General features: G+C 65.8%; 21 protein-coding genes. 3 read left to right on the top strand and 18 right to left on the bottom strand.

Features of this window, described 5'->3' with window-relative positions; all coding sequences use genetic code 11:
• Positions 1-11: 11 nt before the first annotated feature.
• Genes SX243_06290 through SX243_06280 form a run of 3 tightly spaced genes read right to left on the bottom strand, consistent with a single transcriptional unit; the run spans position 12 to position 4707 of the window.
• Positions 12-1841, bottom strand: a complete 1830-nt coding sequence (locus tag SX243_06290) for a VCBS repeat-containing protein (protein ID MDY7092569.1) — start codon at positions 1839-1841, stop codon at positions 12-14.
• The gene (locus tag SX243_06285; protein MDY7092568.1) at positions 1838-3439 is read right to left on the bottom strand and encodes an NAD(P)/FAD-dependent oxidoreductase; all 1602 of its coding nucleotides are present in this window, start codon (positions 3437-3439) and stop codon (positions 1838-1840) included. The genes SX243_06290 and SX243_06285 overlap by 4 nt, the downstream gene beginning before the upstream one ends.
• Positions 3436-4707 carry a hydroxymethylglutaryl-CoA reductase gene (locus SX243_06280; GenBank protein ID MDY7092567.1) on the bottom strand — a complete coding sequence of 424 codons (1272 nt, stop codon included), beginning with the start codon at positions 4705-4707 and terminating at the stop codon, positions 3436-3438. The genes SX243_06285 and SX243_06280 overlap by 4 nt, the downstream gene beginning before the upstream one ends.
• 185 nt (positions 4708-4892) lie before the next feature.
• On the opposite strand from SX243_06280, the gene SX243_06275 reads away from it, so the two are divergent.
• Positions 4893-6020 (top strand): hypothetical protein, encoded by a 1128-nt coding sequence (locus tag SX243_06275; GenBank protein MDY7092566.1) that lies wholly within the window; start codon positions 4893-4895, stop codon positions 6018-6020.
• Positions 6021-6056: 36 nt separating this feature from the next.
• Here the strand turns inward: SX243_06275 and SX243_06270 are convergent, their stop codons facing one another.
• The gene (locus SX243_06270) at positions 6057-7649 is read right to left on the bottom strand and encodes a VWA domain-containing protein (protein ID MDY7092565.1); all 1593 of its coding nucleotides are present in this window, start codon (positions 7647-7649) and stop codon (positions 6057-6059) included.
• A 178-nt stretch (positions 7650-7827) separates the two neighbouring features.
• On the opposite strand from SX243_06270, the gene SX243_06265 reads away from it, so the two are divergent.
• Together SX243_06265 and SX243_06260 are read left to right on the top strand one after the other, a co-directional pair.
• The gene (locus SX243_06265; protein MDY7092564.1) at positions 7828-8070 is read left to right on the top strand and encodes a type II toxin-antitoxin system Phd/YefM family antitoxin; all 243 of its coding nucleotides are present in this window, start codon (positions 7828-7830) and stop codon (positions 8068-8070) included.
• Complete coding sequence (locus tag SX243_06260; protein ID MDY7092563.1) at positions 8067-8333, top strand: Txe/YoeB family addiction module toxin; 267 nt, start codon at positions 8067-8069, stop codon at positions 8331-8333. The genes SX243_06265 and SX243_06260 overlap by 4 nt, the downstream gene beginning before the upstream one ends.
• 32 nt (positions 8334-8365) lie before the next feature.
• Here SX243_06260 and SX243_06255 read toward each other — a convergent pair whose 3' ends face one another.
• The 14 genes from SX243_06255 to SX243_06190 all read right to left on the bottom strand — a co-directional run bounded on the left by SX243_06255 (position 8366) and on the right by SX243_06190 (position 26501).
• On the bottom strand, positions 8366-9241 hold the full coding sequence (locus SX243_06255) for an SPFH domain-containing protein (GenBank protein ID MDY7092562.1): 876 nt from the start codon (positions 9239-9241) through the stop codon (positions 8366-8368).
• A complete protein-coding gene (locus SX243_06250) occupies positions 9241-10230 on the bottom strand; it encodes an SPFH domain-containing protein (protein ID MDY7092561.1) in 990 nt (329 codons plus the stop codon). The genes SX243_06255 and SX243_06250 overlap by 1 nt, the downstream gene beginning before the upstream one ends.
• Positions 10231-10329: 99 nt before the next feature.
• Complete coding sequence (locus SX243_06245; GenBank protein ID MDY7092560.1) at positions 10330-11391, bottom strand: hypothetical protein; 1062 nt, start codon at positions 11389-11391, stop codon at positions 10330-10332.
• Between the two features lie 10 nt (positions 11392-11401).
• Positions 11402-12496, bottom strand: coding sequence for an OpgC domain-containing protein (gene opgC / locus SX243_06240; protein ID MDY7092559.1), 1095 nt, complete (start codon positions 12494-12496; stop codon positions 11402-11404).
• Positions 12497-12558: 62 nt separating this feature from the next.
• Entirely contained in the window at positions 12559-13272 is a 714-nt protein-coding gene (locus SX243_06235) for a class I SAM-dependent methyltransferase (GenBank protein MDY7092558.1), read from the bottom strand.
• Positions 13269-14468, bottom strand: a complete 1200-nt coding sequence (locus SX243_06230; protein MDY7092557.1) for a glycosyltransferase family 2 protein — start codon at positions 14466-14468, stop codon at positions 13269-13271. The genes SX243_06235 and SX243_06230 overlap by 4 nt, the downstream gene beginning before the upstream one ends.
• Positions 14469-14633: 165 nt before the next feature.
• Complete coding sequence (locus tag SX243_06225) at positions 14634-16271, bottom strand: hypothetical protein (GenBank protein MDY7092556.1); 1638 nt, start codon at positions 16269-16271, stop codon at positions 14634-14636.
• A 205-nt stretch (positions 16272-16476) separates the two neighbouring features.
• A complete protein-coding gene (locus SX243_06220) occupies positions 16477-18090 on the bottom strand; it encodes a hypothetical protein (protein ID MDY7092555.1) in 1614 nt (537 codons plus the stop codon).
• Between the two features lie 224 nt (positions 18091-18314).
• Complete coding sequence (locus tag SX243_06215) at positions 18315-19622, bottom strand: TAXI family TRAP transporter solute-binding subunit (protein ID MDY7092554.1); 1308 nt, start codon at positions 19620-19622, stop codon at positions 18315-18317.
• A 50-nt stretch (positions 19623-19672) separates the two neighbouring features.
• Positions 19673-22315 (bottom strand): ATP-binding cassette domain-containing protein, encoded by a 2643-nt coding sequence (locus SX243_06210; protein ID MDY7092553.1) that lies wholly within the window; start codon positions 22313-22315, stop codon positions 19673-19675.
• A gap of 15 nt (positions 22316-22330) precedes the next feature.
• On the bottom strand, positions 22331-22771 hold the full coding sequence (locus SX243_06205; protein MDY7092552.1) for a hypothetical protein: 441 nt from the start codon (positions 22769-22771) through the stop codon (positions 22331-22333).
• 89 nt (positions 22772-22860) lie between these two features.
• Entirely contained in the window at positions 22861-23655 is a 795-nt protein-coding gene (locus SX243_06200; protein MDY7092551.1) for a hypothetical protein, read from the bottom strand.
• 263 nt (positions 23656-23918) lie between these two features.
• Positions 23919-25583 (bottom strand): carboxypeptidase regulatory-like domain-containing protein, encoded by a 1665-nt coding sequence (locus SX243_06195; GenBank protein MDY7092550.1) that lies wholly within the window; start codon positions 25581-25583, stop codon positions 23919-23921.
• A 480-nt stretch (positions 25584-26063) separates the two neighbouring features.
• Positions 26064-26501: a hypothetical protein gene (locus SX243_06190; GenBank protein ID MDY7092549.1), complete on the bottom strand. Its 438-nt coding sequence runs from the start codon at positions 26499-26501 to the stop codon at positions 26064-26066.
• Positions 26502-26511 lie beyond the last annotated feature (10 nt).

Genomic DNA, 26511 nt, shown 5'->3' with positions numbered 1-26511 from the left:
ATGTAGGGCAGTCACAAATCGTCGTAGGTGCGGCCGGTAATCCATCCGTTGTTGGCGTAGACGTCCTGCCAGCCGTCGTTGTCGTAGTCGACGAAGGCGGAGCCCCAATACCAGCCAAAGGGGTTGGTACCGGCGATCTCGCTGACCTCGGTGAAGGCTCCTTCACCGTCGTTGATCATCAACGAGTTGCCCTTCACCATGCCGTCGCCGTAGTCCTGCCAGTCGGTGCCGGCGTAGCCGTAGATCTCTTGATAGAGCGGCAGATCCTCCGAAAAGGTGCCCTGGCGCAGGCTGGTGAGGAGATACTGGCGCAGGGTGGTTGCCTGGCCGTACCAGCGCTGGCCGGAGTGCACGTTGGAAACGTAGAGGTCCAGGTCGCCGTCGGCGTCGGCGTCTCCCCAGGCGGTGCTCATCCCGAAGCCGAAGTCGAGGGTGCCGGTCTCCTCGCTGACGTCGGCGAAGCGCACCACCCCGCCTTCATCCGGCCCTTCATTGCGCAGCAGCGCGTTGCGGCCGAAGTCGTTGGAGACGTAGAGATCCTGATCTCCGTCGGCATCGTAGTCGGCCCAGGCGACGCCCAGGGTCAGGCCTCCTTCTCGAACCCCGGCCTCCTCCGTCACATCGGTGAAGCGCGGCACGCCGGCTTCGTCCACTCCGTCGTTACGCAGCAGACTGTTGCCCTGGCCATTGCGGGTGTAGAAGAGAGTGGTGGGTAGCTGCGTGCGGGGATCCAGGTAGCGTCCCAGGTAGAGGTCCAGGTCCCCATCGTTGTCGTAGTCGGCGGCGCTGGCCACCACCACGAAGCCCTTGCCCAGATCCACCTCGTTGCTGAGGTCGGTGAACCGCGGCACGCCGGCCTCGTCCACCCCTTCGTTGCGGAAGAGGAGATGACCGCCCATGAAGCGGGGCAGGACCAGGTCGTCGTCGCCGTCGTTGTCCAGGTCAGCGAAGAGGCCGACGTTGGAGCCGGGAGCGTCCGCCGGCAGACCGGCGGCGGCGCTGACGTCTTCGAAGCGCAGCTCGCCGGCCTCGTCCAAGCCGCGGTTCATGTACAACCGCGGATGCACCCCGTCGCCGAAGAAGAGATCCGCCCAGCCGTCCCCGTCGACGTCCGCAGCAGAGACTCCCGCCGGTCCGTATTGGATGATCTCGAAGGTCTCCGGGAACCATTCGTCGGTGGCGAAGAGGGGGTTGGGCTGCGAGCGATGAGTGATCCCCGCCGCCTCGGCGATGTCGGCGAAGCCCTCCCCCACCCCCTCGGTGGTGGTGCCGGAGACCAGCTCTTGCCGGGCGATGGACCAGCCGCCAACACCACCTTCGGTGGCCCGACGGAGGTGAAAGCGGAGGGTCGCCTGGGACTCGAAGAGCTCGCCGCCGGGACGCTGCCCGCGCAGCCACAGCACCGAGCGCACCACCGCCCCCTCTTCGCCCTGAATCTCTTCGACCCGGGCCAGCTTGAGCTTGGCGAGCTCGAAGGACTCCACATTCTCCAACAAGCGCGCCATCTGCCCGACGGCGGCCTCCTTGTCGGGAGCCACCGCATCCTCCGCCTGCCAGCGGTAGACCGTCACGCCGTCCTTGTGCGACGCATCCCGCTGGTTCCAAAGGGCCTGCTGGGGATGGTCGTAGGCCTCGTCGTAGCAGGCGGCCACCCGTTCCAGATCGTGGTGCTTGAGGCCGGCCCCCAGCTCTCCCAACAACTTGATGGCACCGGTGCCGGTAGCAGCCAGGCGATCCGCCCGGTCCTGGATGCGGTCCACCTGGTACGCACCCCAGGCCGCCAACGCACCGAGCAGGAGCAGGGGCGTGATCCAAAGCCATCGCTTGGTTTTTCGTTTCATTCCGAGGGTCCTCCTTCTAAAACATTGCGCGAGCCCGTCGCCGGCACCGCAGCTGGGGGCTGTACCGCCCCGAGCTCGGCTTGGACGGTCCCGCCGCTACGAGACAGAGCGCCGACCTCTTTCACGACCCGTTCCGCCACTCGTTCGGCGGAGACGATCACCGGCGTGATGCCGCCACCGGGCCGCACCCAATGGCCAACGCAAAACATCCCCGGCACCGGTCCTTCGATGCCCGGGCGATCCGAGCCCAGCTGATCCGGTGCCATCTCCCAACCGAGCATGGCGCCCACCGTATTGCGGGTGAAGCGCCACGAGGTGCGGGCGGAGGCGGCGGTCTTGACCACCACGTGATCGGCGATGCCCGGCACCACTTCCTCCAGCTGGGCAAACATCCCCGCCTCCACTCGCTTCTTGTGCCGGGGCCAATCCTCCACCGACTTCCAGTCGAGCTCCTGGACTTTCTGCAGGATGACGATCTGCCCTCCCTCCGGCGCCATGGCAGGCTCGTAGAGGGTGGGTACAAAAACCTTGCAGATCAGGCCGTCCTGGCCCACCCGATCCGGATCCCAATGGCGCCAATAGTAGCCCTGGGCTTGTTCCAGCTGCTTGGGATCCACTCCCTTCAAACCGATGTGCACCAGAAAGCACGGGTAGCTGGGGCGCAGCTCGTTCAGGGTCGCGGTGGTCTCCGGCGGCACCACTTCCGACGGCAGCAGGTCGCCATAGGTGTGGCGCAGGTCGGCGTTGGACACCACCACCTCCGTCGCCACCCGATGCTCTCCCTTGAGCCACCCCCGGTCGGTGGTCAGCTGCACTCCCGCCACCCGGCCGCCTTCGATCTCGATGCGGTCCGCCGCCGTCGACATGAGGATGTCCCCGCCGCGCTCCTCGAAGCAGCGGGCGAGGTCGTCGGCGAAAGCTTGAGAGCCGCCCTGAGGGTAGAAGTTGCCCAGGAAGTAGGAGAGCCGCAGCATGGAATCGAAGACGAAGGAGGTGCGGGACGGCGCCGAGCCCCAGTGGGGGCAGTCGGCGGTGAGCAGCAGCCGGAGCTTGGGGTCGGCGATGTGGCGCTCCAGCGCGTCGGTGATGGATTGCTCATTCAGGTCTCCCAGCAGCGCCTCGTCGCGGCCCTTGAAATAGACCATCAAGCCGCGCAAATAAGCCTTCTGCACCTCGGCGAAGAAACCGTCCAAGGCTTCCCGTTGATGCGGGAACTCTTCGTCCAGCCGCGCCCGGTAGGTTTCCAGGTCCGCCGGCACCTCGAAGCGGCTGCCGTCGGGGAAATGGAAAGTGTCCACCGGATCCATGGCCACCCAGCCGGTGCGGCAGCCGATCTTCCCCAGCACCTTGCCGGTGAGGGTGTCGGGATTGCCCAGCAGCGGATAGAAGTGGGTGGCGGCGTCGAAGGTGTAGCCGGCGCGGCGGAAGGTGCTGGTGTAGCCGCCGACCATGTAATGCTGCTCCACCAGCAGCACTTTCAGCCCCTCCAAGGCCAGCAGATTGGCGCACACCAGGCCACCGACGCCGGCGCCGATGACCACCGCGTCGTAGCGCTCCGCCGGGCCGCGGCGCCGCAGGCCTCGAAAGGGTCGCTTCATGCCCCCTCGGGCCGGTTTCGGCCGTAGGTCTCGTGGGCGTCGACGAACTGGCCGCTGGCGATGGCGGCGGCCATGGAGAGCTCCCCGGCGAGCACCGTGGCGGCGGTGATCTCCGCCAGCTTGGGGGCCCCACCACCGCCGGCGCAGCCGAGCATCTCCAAGCACTCCCGAGCGGTGCCGAGGCCGGTGCCACCGCCAACGGTGGCGACGGTGAGGGATGGCAGGGTGACGCTGGCGTAGAGGTCGCCGTCACCGGTGAGCTCCAGCTGAGTCAGTCCCACCGCCGAGTTGACCACGTTGGCGACATCCTGACCGCAGGCGATGAAGAGCGCCGTCAACCCGTTGGCGTATTGACCGTTGTAGCCCAAGCTGCCGCTGGTGAGATGACCGGCGACGGTATCGTGCCAGAGCTCTGCCATGGCCTCGGAAGTGGTGCGCAGCACCGCCCGCACCACCCGCCGCGGCAGCAACGCCCCAGCCACCACCTTCTTGCCCTTGCCGCCCCGCAGCAGCGAGCCGGCGGGGCGTTTCTCGGCGCTGTAGCCACTGAAGACCAAGTAGCGCTCGCCCCCGACCCGTTCGAGGATCGTGCGGCAGGCGGCATCGGTGGCGCGCACGATCATATTCATGCCGTGGGCGTCGCCGGTGGCATATTCGAAGTCGACGATCACCCGCCGCCCGGCGGGCAGGCAGGTCACCGACAGCAGCTTGCCGTGCTGCGTGGTCGCCTCGGCGGCGGCGGTGATGGCGGGCAGGTGCTCCGGCAACCGGCGGGCGAAGTCATGAGCCTCGCCGACGTCGGCGAAATGGAAGATGGGCGACACTCGATTGCGGTCGAGATGGATGCGGGCGGTGGCACCACCGGATCGAGTGAGGGCCACCATGCCCCGCTCGTAGGAACGCAGGAGAGCCCCTTCGGTGGTGGCCAGAGGAACGTAGAAGGTGCCCTGGGCATGCTCCCCCTGCATCAACAGCGGCCCCGCTACTCCCAGCGGTACCTGGGCGGCGCCGATGGGGTTTTCGATATTTCCCCGCAGGCTTTGGGGATCGAGAGAGAACTTCCCGACGTGATCGAGCTCCGCCCCTGTCCGCTCCTCCACCCAGCGCCGCCGATCCGCCACCTGCTCGCCCTGGTAGCCCTGATGCTGAAAACGCGGCACCAGCGGCGCAGACGCCCGCCGCGGCCTCATGGCACCGGCGCCGTCGCCCTCATCGGACTCCGCTCCGGAGGAGAGAGCGCTCCCCTGCTCCGCCGTCGTCTCGCTCAAGCCATCTCTCCTCGCCACTACGCCCGTGCTCAGTACAACAACAATCTGGCGTGGGAGCATACCAGAATAGCTATAGCTACTCGGGCGCTCGCCCCACATGCTCACGGTTCTGTCGGCGGACTGATTCTTGCAGAACTTTCCGGACAGGACTGACGAACCCTGATGAACTGGATCCTGGAAGCATCATGAAACGAGCCCGCCACTGTCTCCTCGTTCTCTTTCTCGCCGTGTTTCTCCCCACCTCGGCCTACCCGGTGGGGACGGGCCCCAAGACGCTATGGACTCTGGTTGACGAAGCCGACCTGATCTTCGTGGGGCAGGTGGGTGAGATCCAGGAGTTGAACCCCGAAGCACGGGAGCAGCACTACGCCAGTGCCCGCGCCCTCCTCTACCCTTCCGAGGTACTCAAGGGTCCGGCGAAAGAATCAGTGCCCGTGCTGTTCAGGCCAGGGGCAGTCTGCCCTGAACAGCCGGAGTATTCCGAAGGAGAAACGGTGATCGTCTTCCTCGTCGATCACCCGCGGGGTTGGTTCACCGTCGGCAACGTCTACGGAGCCCTCTTCCCGGAGGCCGGCGAGGTGGAGGACATCGCGGGTTTGATTCGCGCAGCGCAGAAGTTGCAACAGGGCTCGGAGCTACCGAAGAAAGGCAAGGTCTCGGCGGGTCCACCCGAAAGAGTAGCCGAGAAGTCGGCGGCGGAGCCAGAAGCCGCGGCCGGGGCCCCATCAACTAGGGTCTCACCAGCTGGTCACCAGCCTTCCGAGCCGCCTGTCGCTGCGGCCCAGAAAGAGTGGCTACTTCGGGCCGCGGAGCTGCCTACCACCCGCTGGCACGGCCTGTATCTCCTGGTCCCCAACGGGGATCCCTACGAGTGGTTTCACTACCCTACCTACCGGGATCGCTTTCGGGATCAGCGGGTGCCCCTGGAGCCCCACCAACTCGAGGCTCTCGCGAACGCTTTCGTGGACGCCCCCAAATACAACCGCACCATGGTCATGATGCTTCGCGCCCTGGAGGACTATTCCGATCAAGGACTCGATCGCTACGTCCTCGGAGTTGTGAGTGGACTTCTGGAGCTCCAGGAGATCCCTTGGTGGGGCCGGGTCTTCCTGTGGGAAGCACTGGCGCGTTTTGGGGATCGCCGAGGACAGAAGTGGGCCGAGGACTTCGGGACTACCGCCTGGAAGGCCTCCCAGGAGGAGCTACGACAGATCTTCGCCCGAGCCCAGGCAGAGCTCCAAATCCCCTTCGTTCCGCCTCTGCGCATCGAGCCCGAAGACCTCTCGCCAATCACTGCCGGCCCGCCACGGTGACCGCGCAGACGCCAGATTGACCGCCGCCCCAAAGGATCAGCCCCCCGGCTCCACCACCACCCGCGCAAAGCTTTGGGTGCGCGCCACGATGTCCTGAGCGCCCACAGCGAGGCGGGTTTCGTCGCCGGCGAGGGCGACCTTGTAGCCGATGGCGGGAGGGCCGCCGGCGGCCATTTGCTCGGCGGGGATCTTGATCGGCAGGGTGATCTCCTTCACCGGCGCCAGGGCGCCGCCGGGGCGCTGGCTGGCCACCAGCAGGCGCACCTGGCCCTGGTGGAGCTTGCCCTGGGGGATCAGCGTGATGTGGCGTAGCGGGATGGCGATGACCCATTCCTCCTGGGCTTGCGGAGAGCGCCGCACCGAGACCTCCATGGGGTTGTCCAGCTCGGCGTCGAATTGCAGTGCCGCCAGGGTTCGGTCAGCGAGCATGGCCACCACCTGCTTGTCCTGGTAGCCGGTGGAATAGCGTACCGTCAGCCCGCGTCCCTTCACCTTGACCTTCAGCTCGTGGTACTTGCCATCCCGCTCGCGCTTCGGCACGAAGCCCAGGGAATAGGCGCTGGCCAACGATTGGCCCACCCGCTCCAGCCCGCGGTCGAAATTGTAGGTGTTGGTGACGGCGAAGCCGCCAGTGTCGTCCGACAGGCGCTGGAGGGTCCGGCGACGGTCGACGGTGAGGGTGTTGTTGACGAACGCCTCGGCGCCGCTATTCACCGACGCCGCCTGCTGATCGCCGGCGGTATCCGGCCCCAGGCCGTCGAGGGCGTAGAAGGTGACATCACTGCTGTTGGCGGCGGTGGTGATGCGGTCGAGAGCATTGCGGGAATCGGCGGTCATGGCGAAGCCCTCGCTGATGAAGAGCACCGCCTTCTGCCCCGGTAGACCCGCCAGGGCCTCGACGAAGCTGGCCAGCACGTTCAGCCCCTTCAGCGCCTCCTCCTTCTGCGCCTCCTGGAACATCTGCCATTGCGCGATGGCGTCGGCACCGGTCTTATCGTCGGCGCTGAGCAAGTCCGCCGCCACCCGCCGCGCCTCGGAGCCGCGGATCATCGCCCGGGTGGTGCCCTTCTTGAGGGGCTCCAAAGAGGCCACTACCGCCTCGCGCTCGGCGCTGAAGGGGTGCAGGATGCGCAGCCCGTTGTCGAAGCTCACCACCATCACCTGATCCTGGTCGGAGAGGCGAGACCCGAGGAAGCTCTCCACCGCCGGCATCAGCCGGTTGCGGCTGGTGGGCTGGAGGTTGCGGTTGTCGACGTAGACCACCAGATGCAGGGGCGGCGGCGGTGGCGCGTCGGCCTCCGGTTCCGGCTCCGGCTGGTCCTCTGAGGCTGCCTCCGGCGGCTGGCGGTCGATGAAGGAGAAATTGGTGATCTTCACCCGCTTGCCGTCTTCGAAGAGCTCGAAGTCCTCCGCCGTCAGCCCGCGCACCACCTCCCCCTTGCGGTCGGTGACCACCACGTCGACATTGACCAGATGAACATCGATGGTCTCCACCAGCGGCGGCGCGTCCTGGGCCCGCGCTGGAGCTTGGGCCAGCCCACCTAGCAACAACACCGTTAGACCGGCAAGGCCAGCAACGAAAGCGTAGATCGACCGATTCTTCCAGAAGGACAGGCTACTTCTGCTCACAGGAACCTCCATTCCGAGCCGCTTCATCACGGCCCTCTACCCAGGACTATGCAGAAGATAACGGAATCCCGCCGCCGGGGTTGCGTTGGACGACCACTCGATGCCCGGCTCGAGGACTCAGCAGCCTCCGCAGGGCTCGCAGATTCCAATTCCGTACGCTTTGTCGTACTATTGAGCCATGAACACGCTCACCGCCACCGAAGCCCGCCGCACCCTCTACCGTCTCATCGACGAGGTCAAGGAATCCGGCGAGCCGATTCAGATCTCCGGCAAGCGGTCCAAGGCCGTCTTGCTCTCCGAGGACGATTGGCGGGCCATCCAGGAGACCTTGTACCTCCTCTCGATCCCCGGCATGAGGGATTCGATCCGGTCTGGGCTGTCTGAACCGGTGGACGAGTGTAGCGAGGACCCGGGCTGGTGAGCCGCTGGCGCGTCGTCTACACCAAACAGGCCAAGAAAGACGCTCGGAAGCTAGCCGCCGCCGGCCTGCGACCCAAGGCCGAAAAGCTCCTCGCCCTCCTCGCCGAAAACCCCTTCACCACCCCTCCCCGCTTCGAGAAGCTCGTCGGCGACTTGGCCGGGGCGTACTCTCGGCGGATCAATATCCAGCATCGCCTGGTCTACCAGGTGTTGCCGGAGGAGCGGGTGGTGAAGGTGTTGCGGCTGTGGACCCACTATCAGTAGGTCCACAGCCGAGTAGGCCCTTTCCAAGCAGGCTACTTGGCTCCCTCCGACAGCTGCACCAGCAGCGGAGCCTCGCCGGGGAGGACGTCGATGAGGGCGCCGGATTTGAGCAGCTTCTCGGTTTCCATCACATCGATGACGGCGTCGAGGATCTCGGCGTCCTGGCGGCGGATCTGGTTGAGGGTCTGGCCCACCACCTCGGGGCGCGCCGCCGAGGCTTCGGCGAGTTTTTGAGAGACCTTCTTGGCGGTCTCACTCTGGATCAGGCCGACGCGGTTCTCGCCGTCCTGCTTCATGGCGCTGGTCACCTGCACCAGCCGCTTGACCACCTTCTCGGTGATGTTCTCCACCATCAGCCGGTCGGTGAAGGCGACCTTGCGAATGTACACCGAGCCCAGCCGATAGCCCCACTTCTCGCTCAGCGGCGAGACGGTGGAGCGCACCGTGCGGCTGAGGCTGTGGCGGTTCTCCAGCATCTCCTCCATCTCCAGGTTGGAAAGGGTGGAAATGGTAGAGCTGGCGACGTTGGCCTGCAACGAGCCTTCGGGGTTGGCGTTGACGAAGAGGTAGGAGACCGGGTCGCTGACGCTCATCTCGTACCAGATGCCCACGCCCATGGGGGTTCCCTCCTCGGAGTTGACCATCTGACTGCGCAGATAGTGCTGCCGCAGCGCCGTGGACACCACGTGGCGCTTGCCGAAGAACGGCAGGAGCAGCGCCCGGGGACCGAATTTGGCCATGGGAAAGCGCAGCCCCGGCTCGTCCAGGACGCCCACGACCTTGCCGAAGAGGGTGAAGACCTGGGCCTGGCACTCCCCCACCACGGCGTAGAGGCCGAAGGCGCGGGCCAGGCGCAGGACGATGGGGAAGAAGGCGAGGCCGACGACGATTCCTATCATGAACAGCATCAGCTCTTCCCTCCCGCCTGGGCGTTGAGCACCACGCGCCGGGCGCGCTCGTAGAGCGGCACCCGCATATTGCGCAAATAGGTCTTGAGGGCGTCTGGGCCGCCCTCCCCCTTGATCTGGGTGAGGATGGTGGCCAGCTCGCTGAGCGGGGCCACCTCGGCCTCGGCATTGTTGCGGGCGATCTCCACGGCCCGCTCGCTCATGGTGATCTGCTGCTCCGCGTCGGCGCGGGCGGTAGAGATGTCCGCCGCCACCTGATTGCGGGTGGAGTTGATGGCGGAAAGGGCGTGATCCACCTCCGGCGGCGGATCGATCTCGGTGATCAGGGCGGCGTCGAGCTCGATGCCGTAGCGGCCGCCGGTGGACTTGCACTGCTGCTCCATGTACTCGTTCAAGAGCGGCAGATTCTTGCGCAGGTCGTTGATGGAGACGCCCTCCGAGAGCTCGACGGCGGTGCCGGTGCCCTTGAGATCGTCATCGTCCACCAGACTGGCGCCCCGAGGATCGACGAAGTTGGCGATGCGTTCCCGCAGCACGGAGATGAAGTAACCCATGACGTGCTCCAGCGGGCTGAGAACGCCGAAGAGGTACGGGTAGAGGTTGTTCTCGCTCACCCGATAGCGCAGCTGGCCGTTGACCCCGGTGGTCAGGTTGTCCTTGGTCACCGCCTCGATGGTGTCCTGCTGCTTGGTGGGATCCCAGATGATGTCGACGGTCTGGGTCGCCACCGAGACCTTGTGCACATCCTGCCAGGGCATCTTGAGGTAGGGACCGCCGGGGCCGATGACCCGCAGCTGCGGGTACTGGTACCGCTCCTGCTCGTCCTCACTCATGTCGAAACTTTCCGACGGCCGGCCGGGCATCCGTTCCGCCCGACCGAAACTGGTCTTCACCGCCCGCTCGTTGGGCTTGACGGTGAAGAATCCGCGCACACCGATGCGGAAAACCGCGTAAACCATCAATCCGAGAATGAACCCGGCAAAAAACATAGAGACTCCTTTCCTATCGCACCAGTGGTCTATCCCATCGTGGGTCCGATCCCGTCGATCTTCATGACCGCGGATCGGCGATCCGGTGCGGGACTTTTCTTATGAAGCTCCCGAGAGCTTATCAGTCACCGTCGACTCCTCCACTGGCGGGATCCCCAGATCCGGCAGGCCGCTCCACAGCACCTGGAGCTGAACCGTTCCCTCCGGCAGGTCCGCTCCAGGCTCGTAGCGAAGCCCGTGAAAGCCCTTGTCCTGTGGGCTCAGAAGCTCCCCGGAGGGCCGGGGGCGGGTGAAGAAGAGATTGGCCGGCTTGCCGAGGGTGGACCCCGGCAGGGTCCGGTAGGTCAACAACACCGGCTGGCCGACGGGGTTGCGCCCAACCTCCAGGAGGAGAGCCAAAAGCTCGGCGGAATCGCCCAGAGCTCGCAGATCCAGGCGGTAGTGATCGACCTGGCGATCCCGATAGAGGGTCAGGGAGGTGTCGTAGCAGCGGGTGCCGGCGAGATCGAGATCGTCACAGACCCGGGCCCGCAGGCTGCGGGCCAACCACCGCAGCAGTACCAGGTCCGACTCCGGCAATCCGCACCGGTGCGCCGTCATCAGCCCGTAGAGCTCCGGCGCCACGGCGCTGGCCACCGCCCATCGCCGGTTGCCGGACAGATTGTTCAGCCGCAGAGCCACCGGCGGATCTTCCTGCGCCAGGGTGGGCTCGACCACCACCACCCGCAGATGTCCAGCATCGGCGAAACCGACCTGGTCCGTTCCGATCTCGTCCCGAGCCGCCAGCACGGTCGGCGAGGCCGCAGCGTCGGGATTGCGGGGAAAGACTTTCCAGGGCTCGAGGCGGAACCACAGCTGGGTCTCCGGGCCCGCCGCCCGATTGTCGTGGGTCAGCTGCCCCAGCACCGCCAACCCCAACGGCGCTCCGCAGGGATCCCCCTGCGTGTAGGTCAGCTGCACTGCTGCGTCGCTATGGGGCGCGACAACAGCGGTGCGGGAGGCCAAACGCCCCAGCCGGAAGGCGGCGGCCTCCACCTCCGAGGCGCTCTGCCACACCGTCGGCGGCCGGCGCACCAGGAGCAGCAGATTGGAGACCATCAGCACCACGGCGAAGAAGACCACGGCCCCCACCAACGGGCGATCCTTCCACAGAGCGGACATCCTCACCCCTTTACCTCGGCACCAACGCAAAGAGAAACCGCCGGCGCACCATCACCCACAGCAGGCTCAACAAGAGCAAATCTCCCAACAACAGCCAGGCGTCCGCCGGCAAGGGCGGCGGGGTGCGCACCAAGGCCTCTTTGGCGATCCACACCAGCGGAATGTGCATCAGGAAGACGTAGAGCGAAGCCTGACCGATGGGCAGCACGAACCCGCCGCTGAGGCGCTCCAGAGGTCGCCAGCAGCGATCCACCAGGTCGAAGAAGAAAGCGAAGGCGATGGCCAGATTGATCAAACGCAGGGGACCCAGGGCGTCCCGGCTGAGGAGCAGACTGCTGCCGTCGGGCCCCGCCCACAAGCCGTTCATCACCCCCTGCTTGTAGAAGACGAAAGCCAGGAAGAGGGTCAGCAGCAGCGGAGTTCGCAAGCGCGGATTCCATCGCCGCCACCAGCGCCCGAAGCCCTCGCGGTGCTCGCCGAGCCAAAGACCGACGAAGAAGAGAAGTTGCCACGCCAGAATGGGAAAGCCCGAGCGCTCCAACCAGGGAATCCACAGCGTGCCGCCGGCGGCGAGATTGACTCCATAGGCCGCCGCGGCGACGAGCAGAATCCAATGGCTGCGCCCCTTCACCAAGGCCCACAGAGCCAACGGGGTGAGAGCGAGGAAGGCTACATATCGGGGCAGGACGTGGAGGTAGTAGGGCTGGCCGAAGGCGAAGAGCTGGGACCATTCCAGGGAGTCCCGCCACAGGCTCTGGAAGCGATCGAAGCTCAGCAGCTGGGCCGCCTCCAGCGAGATGAAGAGGAAGACCAGGGCCAAGTTGGCGATGTACAGCTGGGAGGAGCGTTGCAAGACCTGCCGGCTGGTGACCCCCAGCCCCTGCTGCCGGCTCCGCCGTCCATGGACGATGCCCACCACCACGCCGGAGATGAAGAAAAATCCCTCGGCGGCGGTGACGAAGCCCAGCCAATGCTGGATGGCGTGCACCGGCGTATGCCAAAGATGGTTGAAGACCATCTTGATCAGGCACAGCCCGCGCAGATAATCCAGCCGCAGGTCTCGAGCACCGATCCCGCGGTAGCTCCAATCGCTCTCGGAGGGCATGGGGAATTCTACCAGTCCGCGGGCACATTCGAAGACCGGTAGGGTTCTACCTCGCGCCCCACTCAGCCGTCTCCCGGACGCTCCCCCAAGACCCAATATTGAGCCCCCAGGGGCAGGCCCGTGAGCCACGCCTCGGTGAAGCGCAGAGCCCGCAGCAGCCGCGGAAAGATGAACAGAAAGCGGGTCCCCCGCACTGCGAAGCCCACCGAGCTCAGGAGCTCCCGAGTTTCCGGCGGGGTCAGGGTGATGGCGTCGCGGTCGAAGGGGATGCGGCTCATCACCAGGCGGGTGCCGGGATTCCAGGGATTGTTCTCGAAGAGGGCGAAATGCCCTCCGGGATTCAGCGCGTCGTGGACCAGCCGCGCCGCCCGCTGCCGCTGGGGCGGCGGCACGTGGTGGAAGACCCCGTTGACGTAGGCCAAGTCGAAGGGTTCGAGGTCCGCCACCTCCTCCACTCCCACGAAGCTCACGGTCTCCGAAGCGTGTTGCTGGCGGGCGTGGGCCAGGGCCTGCTCCGCGGTCTCCGCACCGACGACCTGGGCGCCGGGAAAAGCCTGCGCCAAGAGCACCGAGGTGTCACCGATACCGCAGCCGAAATCCAGGATCCGCCGGGGCTGGGATTCGGCTGGCAGAGTCTGCCGCAAATCCGCCAAGCGGCCGTGGATGAAGAAGTGCTTGTCCTCCCCGGAAAGCTTGAGCCCCTGCTGCAGCATGGCGTCGTACTCTTCCGCGCGGTCGAAGAGCGCTTCCTGGGATGCTGGCTGCTGCTCCGTCACGGGCTCTCGCTCCGCCGGCCTTCATAGGCCATCCAACCCTGGATCAGATCGAGGGAGAAATCCATCACCCGGGTCACCACCAGGATGGCGGCGGCAGAGAATAGGAACGAGGTGGCGATGAAGCGGGACCAATGCTCGTAGACCGAGCCCCGCTCGATCCACTGCAGGAGTCCCGGCAGCACCAGAGCGCTCCCCGCCACCACCAGCACCGGCACCGCGACGCGCAGTCCGGCACCAGTGAAAAAGGCCCGCAGCAACCGGTAGGCCCAGCTGTCCTTGCGGTGGGGCAACACCGTCACCGTCACCACCCGCCGGCTCAGATACGCGGTACAAAGGGCCAAGACGCCAATGGTTCCCAGCAAATGGCTGACCACGAAGCGGTAGATCATCCACTCTTCCACCGTGTGGGTGGCCAGATAGTGCAGGATCGGCGTCAGCATCAGGAGCCCACCCAATCCCAGAGCCGCCAGGCTCGCAAAGCCCAGGGGCCGGGAGGGCCGGAAGAGAAAGACCGTCTCCAAAATGATGGCGAGGAAGCGCAGGCCGTCGCGAAAGACCTTGAGCTTGGACTGCCCCTGGCGCTCGTCGTAGGGCATGTTGATCTCCCGGATCACCACGTCCCGCCGCAGCAGCGCCCGGGCGCTCATCGCCGGGGTGAAGTGCAGACCGCTGGGCAGGGGCATGAGCTTCGGCAGCGCCGAGCGCCGCACCACCCGCATGCCGCTGGCGGTGTCCCGCACGCTCTGGGAAGAGACCAGGCTGAGCAGGGTGCCGAAGAGGCGATTGCCCAGGCGCCGCACCGGCGGCATCTTGCTCTCCCGGTGCAGCCGGCAGCCGAGGGCGATTTCGGCGCCCTCTTCCTCGAGGGTGCGGCAAAGGTCGACGAAGAAGCGCGGATCGCAGGTGCCGTCGGCATCGAGGAAGGAGAGGAGCTCGGCGTCGGAGGTCTTCCAGGCCTCGAGAATGGCCGCGCCATAGCCCCGGTTGACCTCGAATTCGATCAGCCGGATGCGGTCCGTGTAGCCCCGGGCGATGGCCACCGTGGCGTCGGTGGAGCCATCGCTCACCACCGTGATCTCCACCTCGGTGACCGCGGTCTTCTCCACGATCTCCGGCGCCGCCGCCAGGCAGCGTTCGATGATCGAGGCGATGCTCTCCTCTTCGTCGAGGGCTGGAATGGCGATCAATAACTTCATGACGACGAACTCCGACTACCCACCGCTGGCGGCGGCGGAACGAGGAAATACTGAAAGGCGCATAAAGATTCTAGCCCATGGGGAACCAAATCCAACCCCCTGGCCTCGCAGGCCCAGTGCCGGGAGATCGCATTCCCCGCCCAATGCCCCCCAAGCACTCTGTGATCATGAGCCCATACCGGCTGCGGCCCGGAGCTTCTGCAGCAGCCCGAGGACGGGCTCTGCCAAGGCAGCCACGAGGGCGCTGGGCAGCAGCGGCAAGAGGGCGTTCATGTAGCGGTCGATGGGCACCTCCACCAGCACCACCAGGGCGAACCCGGCGGCGAAATACCCCACCGCCACCAGGGCTACGGCACTACTGCGCCAGCTCCATCGCAGCCAAGGCCGGAACAGCCAGCGGAGCCCCCCGGCCAGCGCCGCCAAAACCAGCAGAGCGAGGGCGGAGCGCCGGACCCAGACGATCTCCCAGACTTTTTCCAACCCCTCCGCCACGCCCCCCACCAGCCACTTGCCGTAGAGCGCGGGCCGCTGCACGAGGATCGAGCGGGCCAGATGGCTGAGAGCGCGATTCATCTCCGCCACCTGCCGCACCCGCTCGAGCCTTCGAGCCTCCTGCCGCTGCGCCTGCCGCTGCGCCTGCCGCTGACCGCGCCACTTCGCCCGCAGCTCGGCCCGCTCCTCGGCCCGCTCCTCGGGGGTGAGAGTCCGCCCCTTCCACAAAGCTTTGAGCTCGCGGCGCCGGCGTTCCCGCTCCCGGGGATCCAACCGCTGCGCCTCGTCCGGCGTCTGGCGCCGCGCCTCTTGCCGCGCTTCCTGCCGCGCCGCCGGCACCGCCACGCGCCAGACGCTGGCATTGTATTGGCGATACCACTCCTCCATGGGAGTGTCCCACCCCACCGTCTCCAGCCCTTTCTTGCGCCGTAGCTCCAGTACCGCCGCAGCGAGCTCCCGATCCCCCTCCGGCAACTCCGCCACCAGCTCGTCGTCGAGTAGCGGCGTCGTCAAGCCGGCGAGATTGTAGCCGCCGAAGGAGACCAGGCCGAAGTGCCCCATCACCACCCAGCGCAAGCTGCAGAAGGCCAGAAAGGGCAACACCAGGGCCACGGCCAACCCCATCCCCCAGCGCCAGCGCCAACGGCCTTCTCCCGGCAGCAGCCGGCGCAGGGCCAGAGCCAGCAGAGGGAACAAGGGCAGGAGGAAGAGGTAAGCCGGGCGTACGTGGTACGTGTAGGTAACCACCGCCACTACCGCCAGCCACAGGGCCGCGCTCCGGGGGCGCCGGGCCAGCCCCAGCAACAATCCCAGGCCCGCCACCGCCGACGCCGACGCCAGGGCATCGGCCTGCACGCGGTTCACCATCGACAGAAGCTCGGCGTAGAAAAGGGGCATCGCCGCCCAGAAGGCCAGCCACGGTCTGCCGGAATAGCGGCTGAAGCCCCACCAGAAGACCACGATGGCGAAGATGTAGCAGAGCAAGTGGGCCCCGGGCACCGCCGTAAGATCCGGCGCCACCCAGCCGGTGAGCTTGAGGAAGAGCGGGTAGCCGTAGGTGCGGGTCGTGCCCAGGAGCTTCTCCCACCACTGGGGAGTGTCGAGACTCAGCTGGGCCAGCGCGAGGTAGCCGCTGGTGTCCGGAACCCTCCTCGGCACCAGCAGGCCGGCTCCGGCAATGCGTCGCCCCAGCGCCACCCCCAAAACCAGGAGCCACACCATCGGATGCCCGAACCACCGCAGTCCCAGCCGCAGCCAGGCAGAGACCACCGCCGTCTTCTCTCCTCCCCGTCCCGTGTCGCCCTCTGCCACCACCCTCCTCCAAAGACTTCTCAAGGTCTATCTGGAGCCAACTGGCCCCGACCCGAATTCCTTCCACTTCCATCGGCCCGCGCCAACGCCCCAGATAGTCTGCCCCACCCGACCTTGGGCGACCCCGAAGCCAGGGAAACATTCCAAAAGGCACATAAGCATTGTAGCCGACAGCGAAAGAAATCCTAGAGCCCCATGACCAACCTCAGACGCCCCGGGTCCTCACCGCCGGCCCGAGCCACGGTTCCACCAGGGCAGCGAGGAGGGCGCCAGGCAGCAGCAAAGTCAAGGCGATCAGGTAGCGATCGAAGGGCACCTCCACCAGCACCACCAGCCCCAACCCGGCGGCGAAATACCCCACCGCCACCAACGCCATCGCAGCGCTCCGCCAAGTCCACCGGAGGCGGGCGAAGAAAGGTCGTAGCTCCTTTGGGGGTGACTTCCGCCGCCGCGTCCGCCTCCTTCCCGCAACCCCGAGCCCTCCGACAGCAAGCCCCGTCGCCAGCAGGCCATAGGCCGGCCATCGAACCCACGGATCGCTCCACGCCTTGGCCACTCCGACGAAGAACCCGCCCACGACCCACCGCCCATAGAGCATCGGGCGAAGCGGCAGAATCGACCGCGACAGTTGATTCAGCCCCTGGTTGAGGGCCGCCACCTCCCGTGCCCGCTGGGCTCGCCGGATCTGCCGTTGAGCTCGCCGCCGGCGGCGTTCTTCCCGCCATTGAGCCCGCTCCTCCGCGGTCGGTTCTCTGCCCTCCAGGGCGGCCTTGCGCTTGAGGCGCTTGCGATGCCGAACCTCGAACGCCTCCGCCGCCTCTTGCCCCAACCAGCGCTGGCGCACCTGCTGCCGCGACGCGGGCACCGCCGCCGACCACACGCTGCGGTTGTACTGGCCGTGCCAATGCTCCACGGGAGTGTCCCAGGACACCGTCTCCAGCCCGATCTCCCGCCGCTTCTCCAGCACCAACCTCCCCAGCTCCTGGTCCTCTTCCGGCAATTCGGCGATGAGCTCTTCGTCCAGCAAGGGAGTGACCACACCGGCCAGGTTGTAGCCACCGAAGGAGACCAGCCCGAAATGCCCCATCACCGCCCAGCGCAGGCTACTGTAGGCCAGAAAGGGCAACACCATGGCGAGCACCAGCCCCACCGCCCAGCGCCAGCGCAGCCGCCGCTCCTCCGGTAGCAGCCAGCGCAAGGCCACTCCCAGAAGCGGTACCAGTGGCAGCAGGAAGAGGTAGGCGGGGCGGACATGGTAGGTGAGGGCCACCGACGCTGTCAGCGCTGACCACAGAGCCACGCTCTCTGGGCGCCGCGCCAGCCACAGCAGGAGCCCCAGGCTCGCCAACGCCGCCGCCGCACCCAGGAAGTCCGCCTGGATCCGGCCCGCCATGGACAAGACTCCAGCATAGAAGAGCGGCGTTACCACCCAGAAGGCGAGCCAGGGGCGCCCGGAGTAACGGCTGAAGGCGTGCCAGGAGAGCAGGATCGCGACGATGTAGCAGACCAGGTGGGCCGCCGGTACCGCCGCATGCTCCGGCGATGCCCACCCCGCGATCTTGAGAAAAAGGGGGTAGCCGTAGGTACGGGTCGTCCCCAGCACCTGCTCGAGCCATCGTTTGGAATCCAGAGACAGGTTGGCCAGATTCAGGTAGCCGCTGCTGTCCGGCACCCGTTCCGCCACCAGCAGCCCAGCCTCAGCGCACCGCCACCACAGCACCAGCGCCTGGGCCAGCAGCCAGGGCAGCGGATGCGCCAGCCAACCTATCCGCCGACCGCGCCGATCCTCCCCCACACCCTCCTCTCCCTCGGCGTTCACGACCTCGTCACCTGCCAACGCCCATGCCTCCAACTCGTCCAATCGATCTCGTTGCCGAGACTCTATCCGACCCACTCCTCCAGCACCAAGGGCGACGCCCGGGATGGCAACCAACGCCCCTTGGTGGGCGCTAATCGATTGAAAACAAAGTCATCAACATTTGGGTACCCCCTGTTGGGAGGTCATATAGAAAAGGCGCAAGGACAAGCGTGGAGGCAGCAGAATTAGCCGGAACGTATACGGTTCAACCGCCGGTCGATCTCGAAGAGTTGGGTGTCGAGGAAGGCTTGGAAGATGGAGAAGCTCTGGTCCGCGTTCAGTCGCTCTGCCACCAGATCGTGGAAGGCTCGCTTGCGCAGTCCGAAGAGCTTGCGCCTCACTTCCCGCAGCTCCTCCTCCGGACTCTCGTGGGCGAGACCCTGGGCTACCGCGTCGACCTCGATGTAATAGACGTCGATGCGATTCTTCTTCACCCGTCGGGCCCACTCCCGGAGAGCCAAGAGCCCCGATCCCAGGCTCAAGACGAGGGTCAGGGCAAGGCTCAGTGGCTCGGCGTAGGTGACCAGCAACGGAGGGTCGTTGCGGTGGTAAAAGCTCGCGGCGCCGGCGTGCAGGGGAAAGCGCAGCCCGCGGGACCCCTGGATCTCGCTCATCTCGGCGGCGGCGGGATGCTTCTCCATGAGGGCAAATTTGTTCGCGAAGAGCTGCTCCACCACCCGGCGCACCAGATGGTGGGGAACATCCTCCCGAGTCACCAGCAGAGCGTCCACCGACACCGTCCCCACCGCCTCCTGTGGATAGGAGCCGTAGGTCTGGGCAGGCACCACCGCCGGCTCCATCCCCGGCAGAGCGAAGATCACACCCTCCAGAGAAGAGCCGGCGACACCGGGCTGCCCCAGGGACAAGAGGGTCGCCCGCTGCCCTTCGAGCAGCCGCTGGACCATCGGCGTCTTCAGCCCGGCGAGGAAGACCGCCGCGTCCAACTCGCCGTTCTCGAAGGCGACCGCCGCTGCTTCATTCCCGTGAAATGAGGCACGACAATCCGTGAAGCTCATCTCGAGGTGGTTCAAGAGACGCGCCATCGTCCGCCGGGCTCCGCTCGTAGGACTACCGAAATTGACCCTTAGGCCGCGCAGTTCCTCCACCGAGGAGATACCTGCATCCCGGCGCACCACGATCTGCAGGACTTCCTGGTAGAGCTTCGCGACGGTGCGGACCTCTGCCTTTCCCGAGCTGTCATTCTGGACGAAGGCAAAGTTCACCGAGGGCTTACCCCTCCCTGCGGCATCGGTCAGCAATTGCATATTCTCGGTGCTGCCGGAGGTCTTCTCTACCGAGACGGGGATCGAGCCGAGCTTGTCGGCGAGGACCGACCCCATCGCCTCCCCCAGCGGCCGGTAGGTACCGCCCTTCGGCCCCGAGGCCAGGAGCACTGCATCACCGCGGCCGCGCTGTAGCTGGAACCATAGGATCCCGGAGACCAGCGCCACCACCGGTAGGGTCACCACAGCGAGAAAGCGTAGGCGGTGCAAGAGGCTCTCGCCCCGTTGGCTATCGTCGGCGCCCAAGGTCCCTTCCCCGTCTAGACAGTACGGCGGACTCGTCGGCGCAGGAGTAGCAGCGCCCCGGCGTGGAGAATCAGGGCCAAACCTCCCAGGGCCGCCACTGCAGTTCGGAAATGCGCGCTCCAAATGCGTCGAATGGGCAAAGCTCGCTCCTCCGGCGGCACCGCTTCTAGCGGTCCCTCCAGGCCGATCTCCTCATACCACTCATCCACCGGTTGGTAGGAGTTGTAGACGAAGGCTTGCTCCGGAACGACATAGGCCGAAGCGAAGGAGTCTTCCGGGGGCTGCACCGTTCGCAGCTCGGCCCCGACCCCGTCTGCAGGCACCGGAGGAATCACGTCGTCTGGCTTGGCATGGCAGATGCTAGCCGAGCTGGCCAACAGCCCCGTGTAGGTCCAGTAGAGAGGGTTGACCCGGAGCAGCGGCTGGGACCATTGGGGCAGATCCTTGGGGGCGACCAAGATGCCGCCGGCAACGATGGAAGGCAGCAGGACCAGCGGGATCATGAAGATCGCCGCCGCCGCAGTGTTAAAGAAGGAGGAGAGAAAGAGCCCCAGGGCGTTACCGAAGACGTAGGCAGCAAAGAGCAGGAAGAAGACGTGCATCGGGCTCATGAGGTTGATCGCGCGGAGAATGCCCCCGTACTCCGACCCCACCCAATCACCATATTGATGGATATCCCCCACGCCCAGGACTGGGAAGAGGATGGCCACCAGGAGCAGAGCCTGGAGAGCGCTGGCCAGGGCCGCGATGAAGACCTTGCTGCCATAGGTGGAGAACAGGCTGGTGCGGAATCGGGTCTCGTGGCGAATGACCGCAAAATCGGCGATGAGATCCCGGATGGTGAAGGAGATGCCGGCCCAGACGCAGGCGAGCCCGAGAATGAACAGGCCGCTAGGCTCCAGACAGCCGGGAAGGTAGAAGGCCTTGAGGATGAGGATGACCGCCAGAGGCAAGGCCAAGGCGAGCACCAACCCCGGAGTATCTCGGGTGCGGATCATCCACTGACGCCGAGCGAGGACGGGTAATTGAGAGATCAGCCCCAAGGGCTTGCCCCCCTTCGGGGGCACCTTCTCTTCCCCATCCGCCTCGCCCTTCAGCCCTGGCCCCGGAGATCCCCCGGGCGACACGAGCGGGCTACCGTCGAGCCCCTCCTCGAGGCATTGGTAGAGCTCTCCCATGGAGGCGATGCCGAAGTGGTGAAGCAATCCGGAGGGACGGCCGAAATAAGCCGGCTCACCGTTGGCGCTGAGGCAGAGCACCTTGTCGAAGTGAGTCAGACCGCCGAGCACGCCGTGGGTAGTGCAGACAACAATCTTGCCGCTATCGGCGATCTCCCGGAGCATCAGCATTACCCCGGCCTCGGTGCGCGGGTCGAGGCCGCTGGTGGGCTCGTCCAACAACACCACGTCGGTGTCATCCCCCACCAGCTCCTGGGCGACGCTGACCCGCTTGCGCTGGCCGCCGCTGATCCCACGGCGCACGGCGTCGCCGATGCGGCTCTCCCGGACTTCTTCCTGATTCAGCCCCAGGCGCTCCATGATCTCGCTGGTCAACCCCTCCAGGTCGCCGCTGGAGCGTTGCAATCCTTTGAGCTGAGCGGTCATGGAGATGGACTCCTCTACCGTCAGGCCGGCGAAGAGCAGGTCGTCTTGGGGCACGAAGGAAATGCGCCGGGTCACCGCCCCCAGTCCCGGCTCGATGGCCACACCGTCCAGGGTCATGGCCCCCCCGTCGGTGCGGCTGATACCCGCCAGGGCGTTGAGCAGAGAAGACTTGCCACACCCCGAGGGTCCGATGACCGCCACCATGGTGCCGGCGTGAGCCCAGAAGCTCAGGCCGCGGAAGATCGACCGGCGAGTGCCCCGATAAGGCACGGAGAAGCTCAGGTCGCGAACCTCCAACTTGATGGTGGCCCCCCGCTGCCGCACCACTATCCGCGAAGGCTCACTCTCGAAACGCAGGACATAGCGTCCAACGCCGACCTCGTCGCCGGAATCGAGGACCTCGTGCTGCGCCAGCACCTCGGTACCGCGAGTCAGCAAGGGCTCCGAGCCGAGATCCCGGATCGACAGGCGCCCGTCCCGTAACTCGAGGGACGCTTGCACACCGTCGATGGGTGCCCGCGGCAGGCGTATCTGGGCCTCCGCGGATCGGCCCAGGAGGATCTTTCTGCCCTCCTCCAGAGGAATCTTCGCGATGACCTCCGAAGCTTCCGCGGCCCGGGGATCAATGCCATAGCGTGAGAGATCGTCCAGACTTTCACCGAGGACATCGGCCATTCTGCGCAGCAGCCGATACTCCGCCAGCGAAAGATTGTCGTCGCTGGCCACCACCGCCACCAGGACTTCGATGAGTGGCTGCTTGTGGGCGTCGGGCCATCGCTCCAAGGCATCCAGGGCCGCTCCCAAGACCTCCGGACGCGGCGCAGCGACCAGCTCGCTGACCATACGATCCAATGCACCGGCACTGATACCAATCCCCCAACGGCGGCCCAGCTCGTGACGAATACTCTTCTTTTCTTCGGCGGTGAGTACCTCGTCACACAGTGCCATCAGACATACCGCGGCGACGGCGGTGCGCGCCTCCTCAGCGGTGAGAATCTCTCCGGCATCGAGCTCGACACCGGAGAGGAGATCCTGGAGACCTTGCATGCTCATCGACCCCGACGCCGATCAGTAGGCGATGCCGACGTGGAACCAGCCCCTGCCCCCCCGGTAGTTCCGGATCTGCAGGCGGAAGGTGCCAGTCCAACGGGGCGTGATGGTGACGATGGGATAGTTGTCCCGTAGAGTGTCCCGAGCGACCAGATTGCCGTTCTCGTCGTAGAGAAAGATGTCCAGATCCCGGATGTTGCTGCAGCCGGCAGCAAAGAGGGCGTAGGTGACATTGCGATAGAGAGTGACCGTGTAGGTCATGCGCTGCCCCTGGGACAGCACGTCCGCATCCTCGTTGCGAATCTCGGTGTAGCCCTTGGGGGCCAGGTGGGTGAGGAAGACGAGAGCGGCCTTGCTCACCGCTTCGTCCTGGCTCGCCTCGGCGGGAACCGTGATCAGAGACAGCATGCAGCAAGCGATGGCGATGAGAGCGATGCGGAGGGTCCACGGACGATTCATGAGCTCTTCCTTTCCAGGTAGGCGTTGGCGGATGGTGAGGCGGCGGATATGAGTGGTGCGGGCTGCGGGAGCGGCCGGTTGTGAGCTGGTCACGAGAACAGCTGTTCAGCCAGCGCGGTAAACTTTTCGAGCTCCTCCCGCCCCGGATCCTCGGCGTGGGCCAGCTCGAGGAGTTGAGAGGCAATGCGCCGGTACCTGGCGTCAGATTCCTCAGCGCCGGTGGCATCGGCCAGCGAGGCCTCGATGCGTTGCACCAGATCCGGTTGGGCTAGCAGTTGGGCCAGAGCCGTCGCCTGGTCCTCTGTCTCAACCTGCTGCGCCGTCACGATGCCGCCGCGCAACCAGGCTGCGGCGGTCACCACGGTCATGCCTTCCTCGTCGAGTTCGTCGGCCAGGTCTCGCAGTCCCTGCTCGCGCAGGCTGTCCAGGACCTTGAGCAACTGCGCTGCCGAGATGGTGCCCGTCTTGACCTTGCCCAGAACCTCCTGCAGAGCCTGCCGAGATTTGCTGTCTTCGGGCACACCGAGGGCCTTCGATCCAGCTAGCAACGCCTCCAAGCATCGGGCAGTGGTGGGATTGTGTTGGCGGATCGCCGCGAAGGCGAGCTCGCCCATGAGCGAGCCGAATTGCAGCTGGGACTGTACTGCCGAGAGCTTCTTCCATTCCGGCGCGGAGCAGCGCACCTCGACGGTAGCGAAGTCCTCCACCAGCCCCGTGTCCTGGAGCGACTGCTGAATCTCGCCTACCGCGGGGAATTGCAGCACCGCCTTGTCGCGCACCCCGGGCTCAAAGGGAACGTCTTCGGTTTGCTCCGCCGACAGCGCCGAGATCGAGCAAAGGGCGGCGACGATACAGGCGACCGTCGAAATCAAGAATCTGGTCATGACTCCTCCTTCAAATATTGGTTGTGGCACGCCATCGCCGCCGGGGTCCGGGAGCGAGGTGTGACGGTGCGGCCTAGCTTCGAACGAACACTGATAGCGTTACCGTCTTTTCTTATAGAAGCGGAATTCAGAGATTTGTCAGGTCAACACTTCAGCCCCATCCGCATCGCAGAGGAGGAATGTCGACAAACGACAGAACGGCCGGCGGGAGCCAAGAAGCTCTCGCCGGCCGCTAAGGAGAGGTCAGAAGGTGACGATTCAGACTACGGGCAAGTCATGAACGCCCGGGTGTCCTGGATCGGCTGGAAGGGGGTGCGGAGGGGGTTGGTGTAGGTTCGCTGTTGAGTCGAGACGGTGTCGGTGACGGTGAGGACGACCTCGACGTTGGTGAGGCCGGCGGCGAAGACCCAGAAGGAGTTGAAGCTGGTGCCGCAGCCGTCCAGCACCTTCACCAGGACTTCCGCGTTGTCCTCTTCGAAGAACCAGAAATAGCCGGAGTCGTCTGCTTGGGGCAGGTTCACGGCGACGCCCGGACCAGTTTCCCCCTCGCGGGTGGTCCAGCGGGCTTCGACGGCGAAGCGGCCGCTGTTGAGACAGAGGACGGTGGCGCTGGGCTGGCAGAAGCCTTGGCGCTCGAGAGCGAAGTCGATGTTCGCCGTGGCCTCTCCCAACGTCACCGAGACCGGCGTACCGGCGGTGACGTCGCAATCCGGCTCCGGGAGATCGCCGCAGGGGAGCTCGTCATAGAGCTGCGGCTTGTAGCCGGGCACCAGGCGGGTGGTGACAAAGTAGTCGCCGGGGGCGAGGCCGGAGATCTCGTAGCGGCCGTCCTCGCCGCTGCCGGTGATGCGCACTCGCTCGCCCGCGCCGCTCCAGGCGTCGATCACGGCGCTCAAAGTACGGCCACCGGCGCTTCGCACGGTGCCGGTGATGCGGCCGCCTTCGGCGAGCGCCAAATCGATATTCTCCACCACCGAGCCCGGAGCCGTGAGGAGGATGGGAACGCCCTCGGTGACGTCGCAGGTGCCGTCGGCCTGGGGACAGAATTGACCGCCGTAGAGCTCATCGGCCCAGAAGAAGTTGGCGAAGGTCCGCAGGTAGTAGGTGCCCTGGGGCAATCCGAAGAATCGGTAGCGGCCGTCGGCCCCGGTAGATGTCGCGTCGAGGAAAGTTCCCTCCGAGTCGTGAAGCCAGATCACCACATTCGGAATCGGCTCCCCGGTGCCCTCCGCCTCGACCAGACCACCGACGGCGCTTTCCGGAACGAGGTTGAAGTCGATGCCGGCCACGTCTTCGTCCAAAGCGGGGACGATGGCCGTTCCGGACTCGACGACACACTCCACCAGGCAGGGGATGTCGTCCCAGACTTGGTCGACGAAACCGTCCGCCTCCACCACGACATAGAAGGTGAATCCCGCCGGCAAGCCGGAAAAGCTGTAGGAGCCATCCGCCTCGGCGACTACGGAGCGAATGCGGTAGACCTCTCCAAAGTCCTGGGAGAAGCTGTAGAGGGTCACCTCCCCGGTCACCGCTGTCGAACCACCCAGATCGAGCACCGTACCGCTGATCACCGCGTCAGGATCGAGCGCGAAGTTGATGCCGGAGGTGACGCCCACCTCCGGCACCTCCACCGGCCCTCCCAGGCCGATGGCGCAAGCCTCGGTGGCCTTGGGCCCGAAGCACGGTCCACCGAAATAGACCTCCCCCACGTAGCCTTCCGGCGGCTGGTCGATATAGATGTAGTAGAAATCTCCCGCGGGAACGTCGGAGATCGTGTAGAAGCCGTCGGCGTCGCTGATCCCCGGATTGCCGCTGCCGGAGAGGCGCACCACGGCGCCGGCCAGAGGCTCACCGGTGAGAGCGTCCGTCACCCGGCCTTCGACGCTCCCGGCGAAGGCCACCGGCGCAAGGAGCCAGCCCGCGAGCAAGGCCAGGGCGCAAGCCAGGAAGCGTCCGATCCGAAGCGGGGGCCGAGCCGTTTCGTCGGTCCCCCAGGGCTCGGCCTCGGGCCGGCTCCGGCCAGCTATCCGCCCCCCCTGACTCCGCTCGATCCTCGCTCTGCGACGCGCGAATTCTCGACTCTCACGGTATGCCATCGGCCCCACTCCTCTCCAGCTCATGTTCGTCTGCTCAGAAGCCTTCCGCTCCCAAAACTGGTGGGGGGAGAAGCTTCGCCCTTTCGGATTAGTCCATGCTAATAGAGCATATTTCTCACCCGCTGTCCAGCTTCCTCGGTTGGCGAAGCGGGCGGTGGGGAGTGCTCTATTAGGAGAGAGAAGCAGACAGAACCGTGCGAGAGGATTGGTTTGCCATGGCACAAGGCCATGGTCTGGAGAGACTTCCGGCCCTTGGCTTTCCGGACGAAGAGGTGACCGAGAAACCAAGGACCGGTTCGAGGGCGGTGAAATCTACCAGTACTGACAGATGTCGTTGACGCAAGCCACGCCGTTGGCCTGAGGACAGGCGTTCCAGCAGTGCAGGTCATGGGCGCAGATGGAGGTGGGACAGATGGGACCTCCCCCTCCTCCACCACCGCCGCCGCCACCGCCGGAGTAGGTGTAGTGGCAGAAGTCGCTGACGCAGGTCGCCGTCTGCGCCGAGGGACAGGCCGAGCGGCATTGCTGGTCGGAGGTGCAGAATCCCTGCGGACACACCAGCGGCTGCGGCTCGGGGGTCGTCGGCAGGTCTGCACCGGTCCAAGAATCACCGCTCCAGCTGGCGGCGTCTGCACTGTTCGCACAGGTCTCAGCGGGGACGACCTGCTCCAATCCCGGCGCGGCCTCCACCGGAGCAAAGATCCAGACCCAAGCCAAGGCCGACATCATCAACACGCTCCATCTACTCATCGAGTCCTCC

Source organism: Acidobacteriota bacterium, assembly GCA_034211275.1.
Taxonomy (GTDB): Bacteria; Acidobacteriota; Thermoanaerobaculia; order Multivoradales; family JAHZIX01; genus JAGQSE01.
This window is presented reverse-complemented; position numbering and strand designations above follow the sequence as displayed.

Coding starts and splice junctions, on each gene's coding strand:
- SX243_06290 (MDY7092569.1), bottom strand. CDS start 1,841: ATGAAACGAAAAACCAAGCGATGGCTTTGGATCACGCCCCTGCTCCTG.
- SX243_06285 (MDY7092568.1), bottom strand. CDS start 3,439: ATGAAGCGACCCTTTCGAGGCCTGCGGCGCCGCGGCCCGGCGGAGCGC.
- SX243_06275 (MDY7092566.1), top strand. CDS start 4,893: ATGAAACGAGCCCGCCACTGTCTCCTCGTTCTCTTTCTCGCCGTGTTT.
- SX243_06265 (MDY7092564.1), top strand. CDS start 7,828: ATGAACACGCTCACCGCCACCGAAGCCCGCCGCACCCTCTACCGTCTC.
- SX243_06255 (MDY7092562.1), bottom strand. CDS start 9,241: ATGCTGTTCATGATAGGAATCGTCGTCGGCCTCGCCTTCTTCCCCATC.
- SX243_06250 (MDY7092561.1), bottom strand. CDS start 10,230: ATGTTTTTTGCCGGGTTCATTCTCGGATTGATGGTTTACGCGGTTTTC.
- SX243_06245 (MDY7092560.1), bottom strand. CDS start 11,391: ATGTCCGCTCTGTGGAAGGATCGCCCGTTGGTGGGGGCCGTGGTCTTC.
- opgC (MDY7092559.1), bottom strand. CDS start 12,496: ATGCCCTCCGAGAGCGATTGGAGCTACCGCGGGATCGGTGCTCGAGAC.
- SX243_06230 (MDY7092557.1), bottom strand. CDS start 14,468: ATGAAGTTATTGATCGCCATTCCAGCCCTCGACGAAGAGGAGAGCATC.
- SX243_06210 (MDY7092553.1), bottom strand. CDS start 22,315: ATGAGCATGCAAGGTCTCCAGGATCTCCTCTCCGGTGTCGAGCTCGAT.
- SX243_06205 (MDY7092552.1), bottom strand. CDS start 22,771: ATGAATCGTCCGTGGACCCTCCGCATCGCTCTCATCGCCATCGCTTGC.
- SX243_06200 (MDY7092551.1), bottom strand. CDS start 23,655: ATGACCAGATTCTTGATTTCGACGGTCGCCTGTATCGTCGCCGCCCTT.
- SX243_06190 (MDY7092549.1), bottom strand. CDS start 26,501: ATGAGTAGATGGAGCGTGTTGATGATGTCGGCCTTGGCTTGGGTCTGG.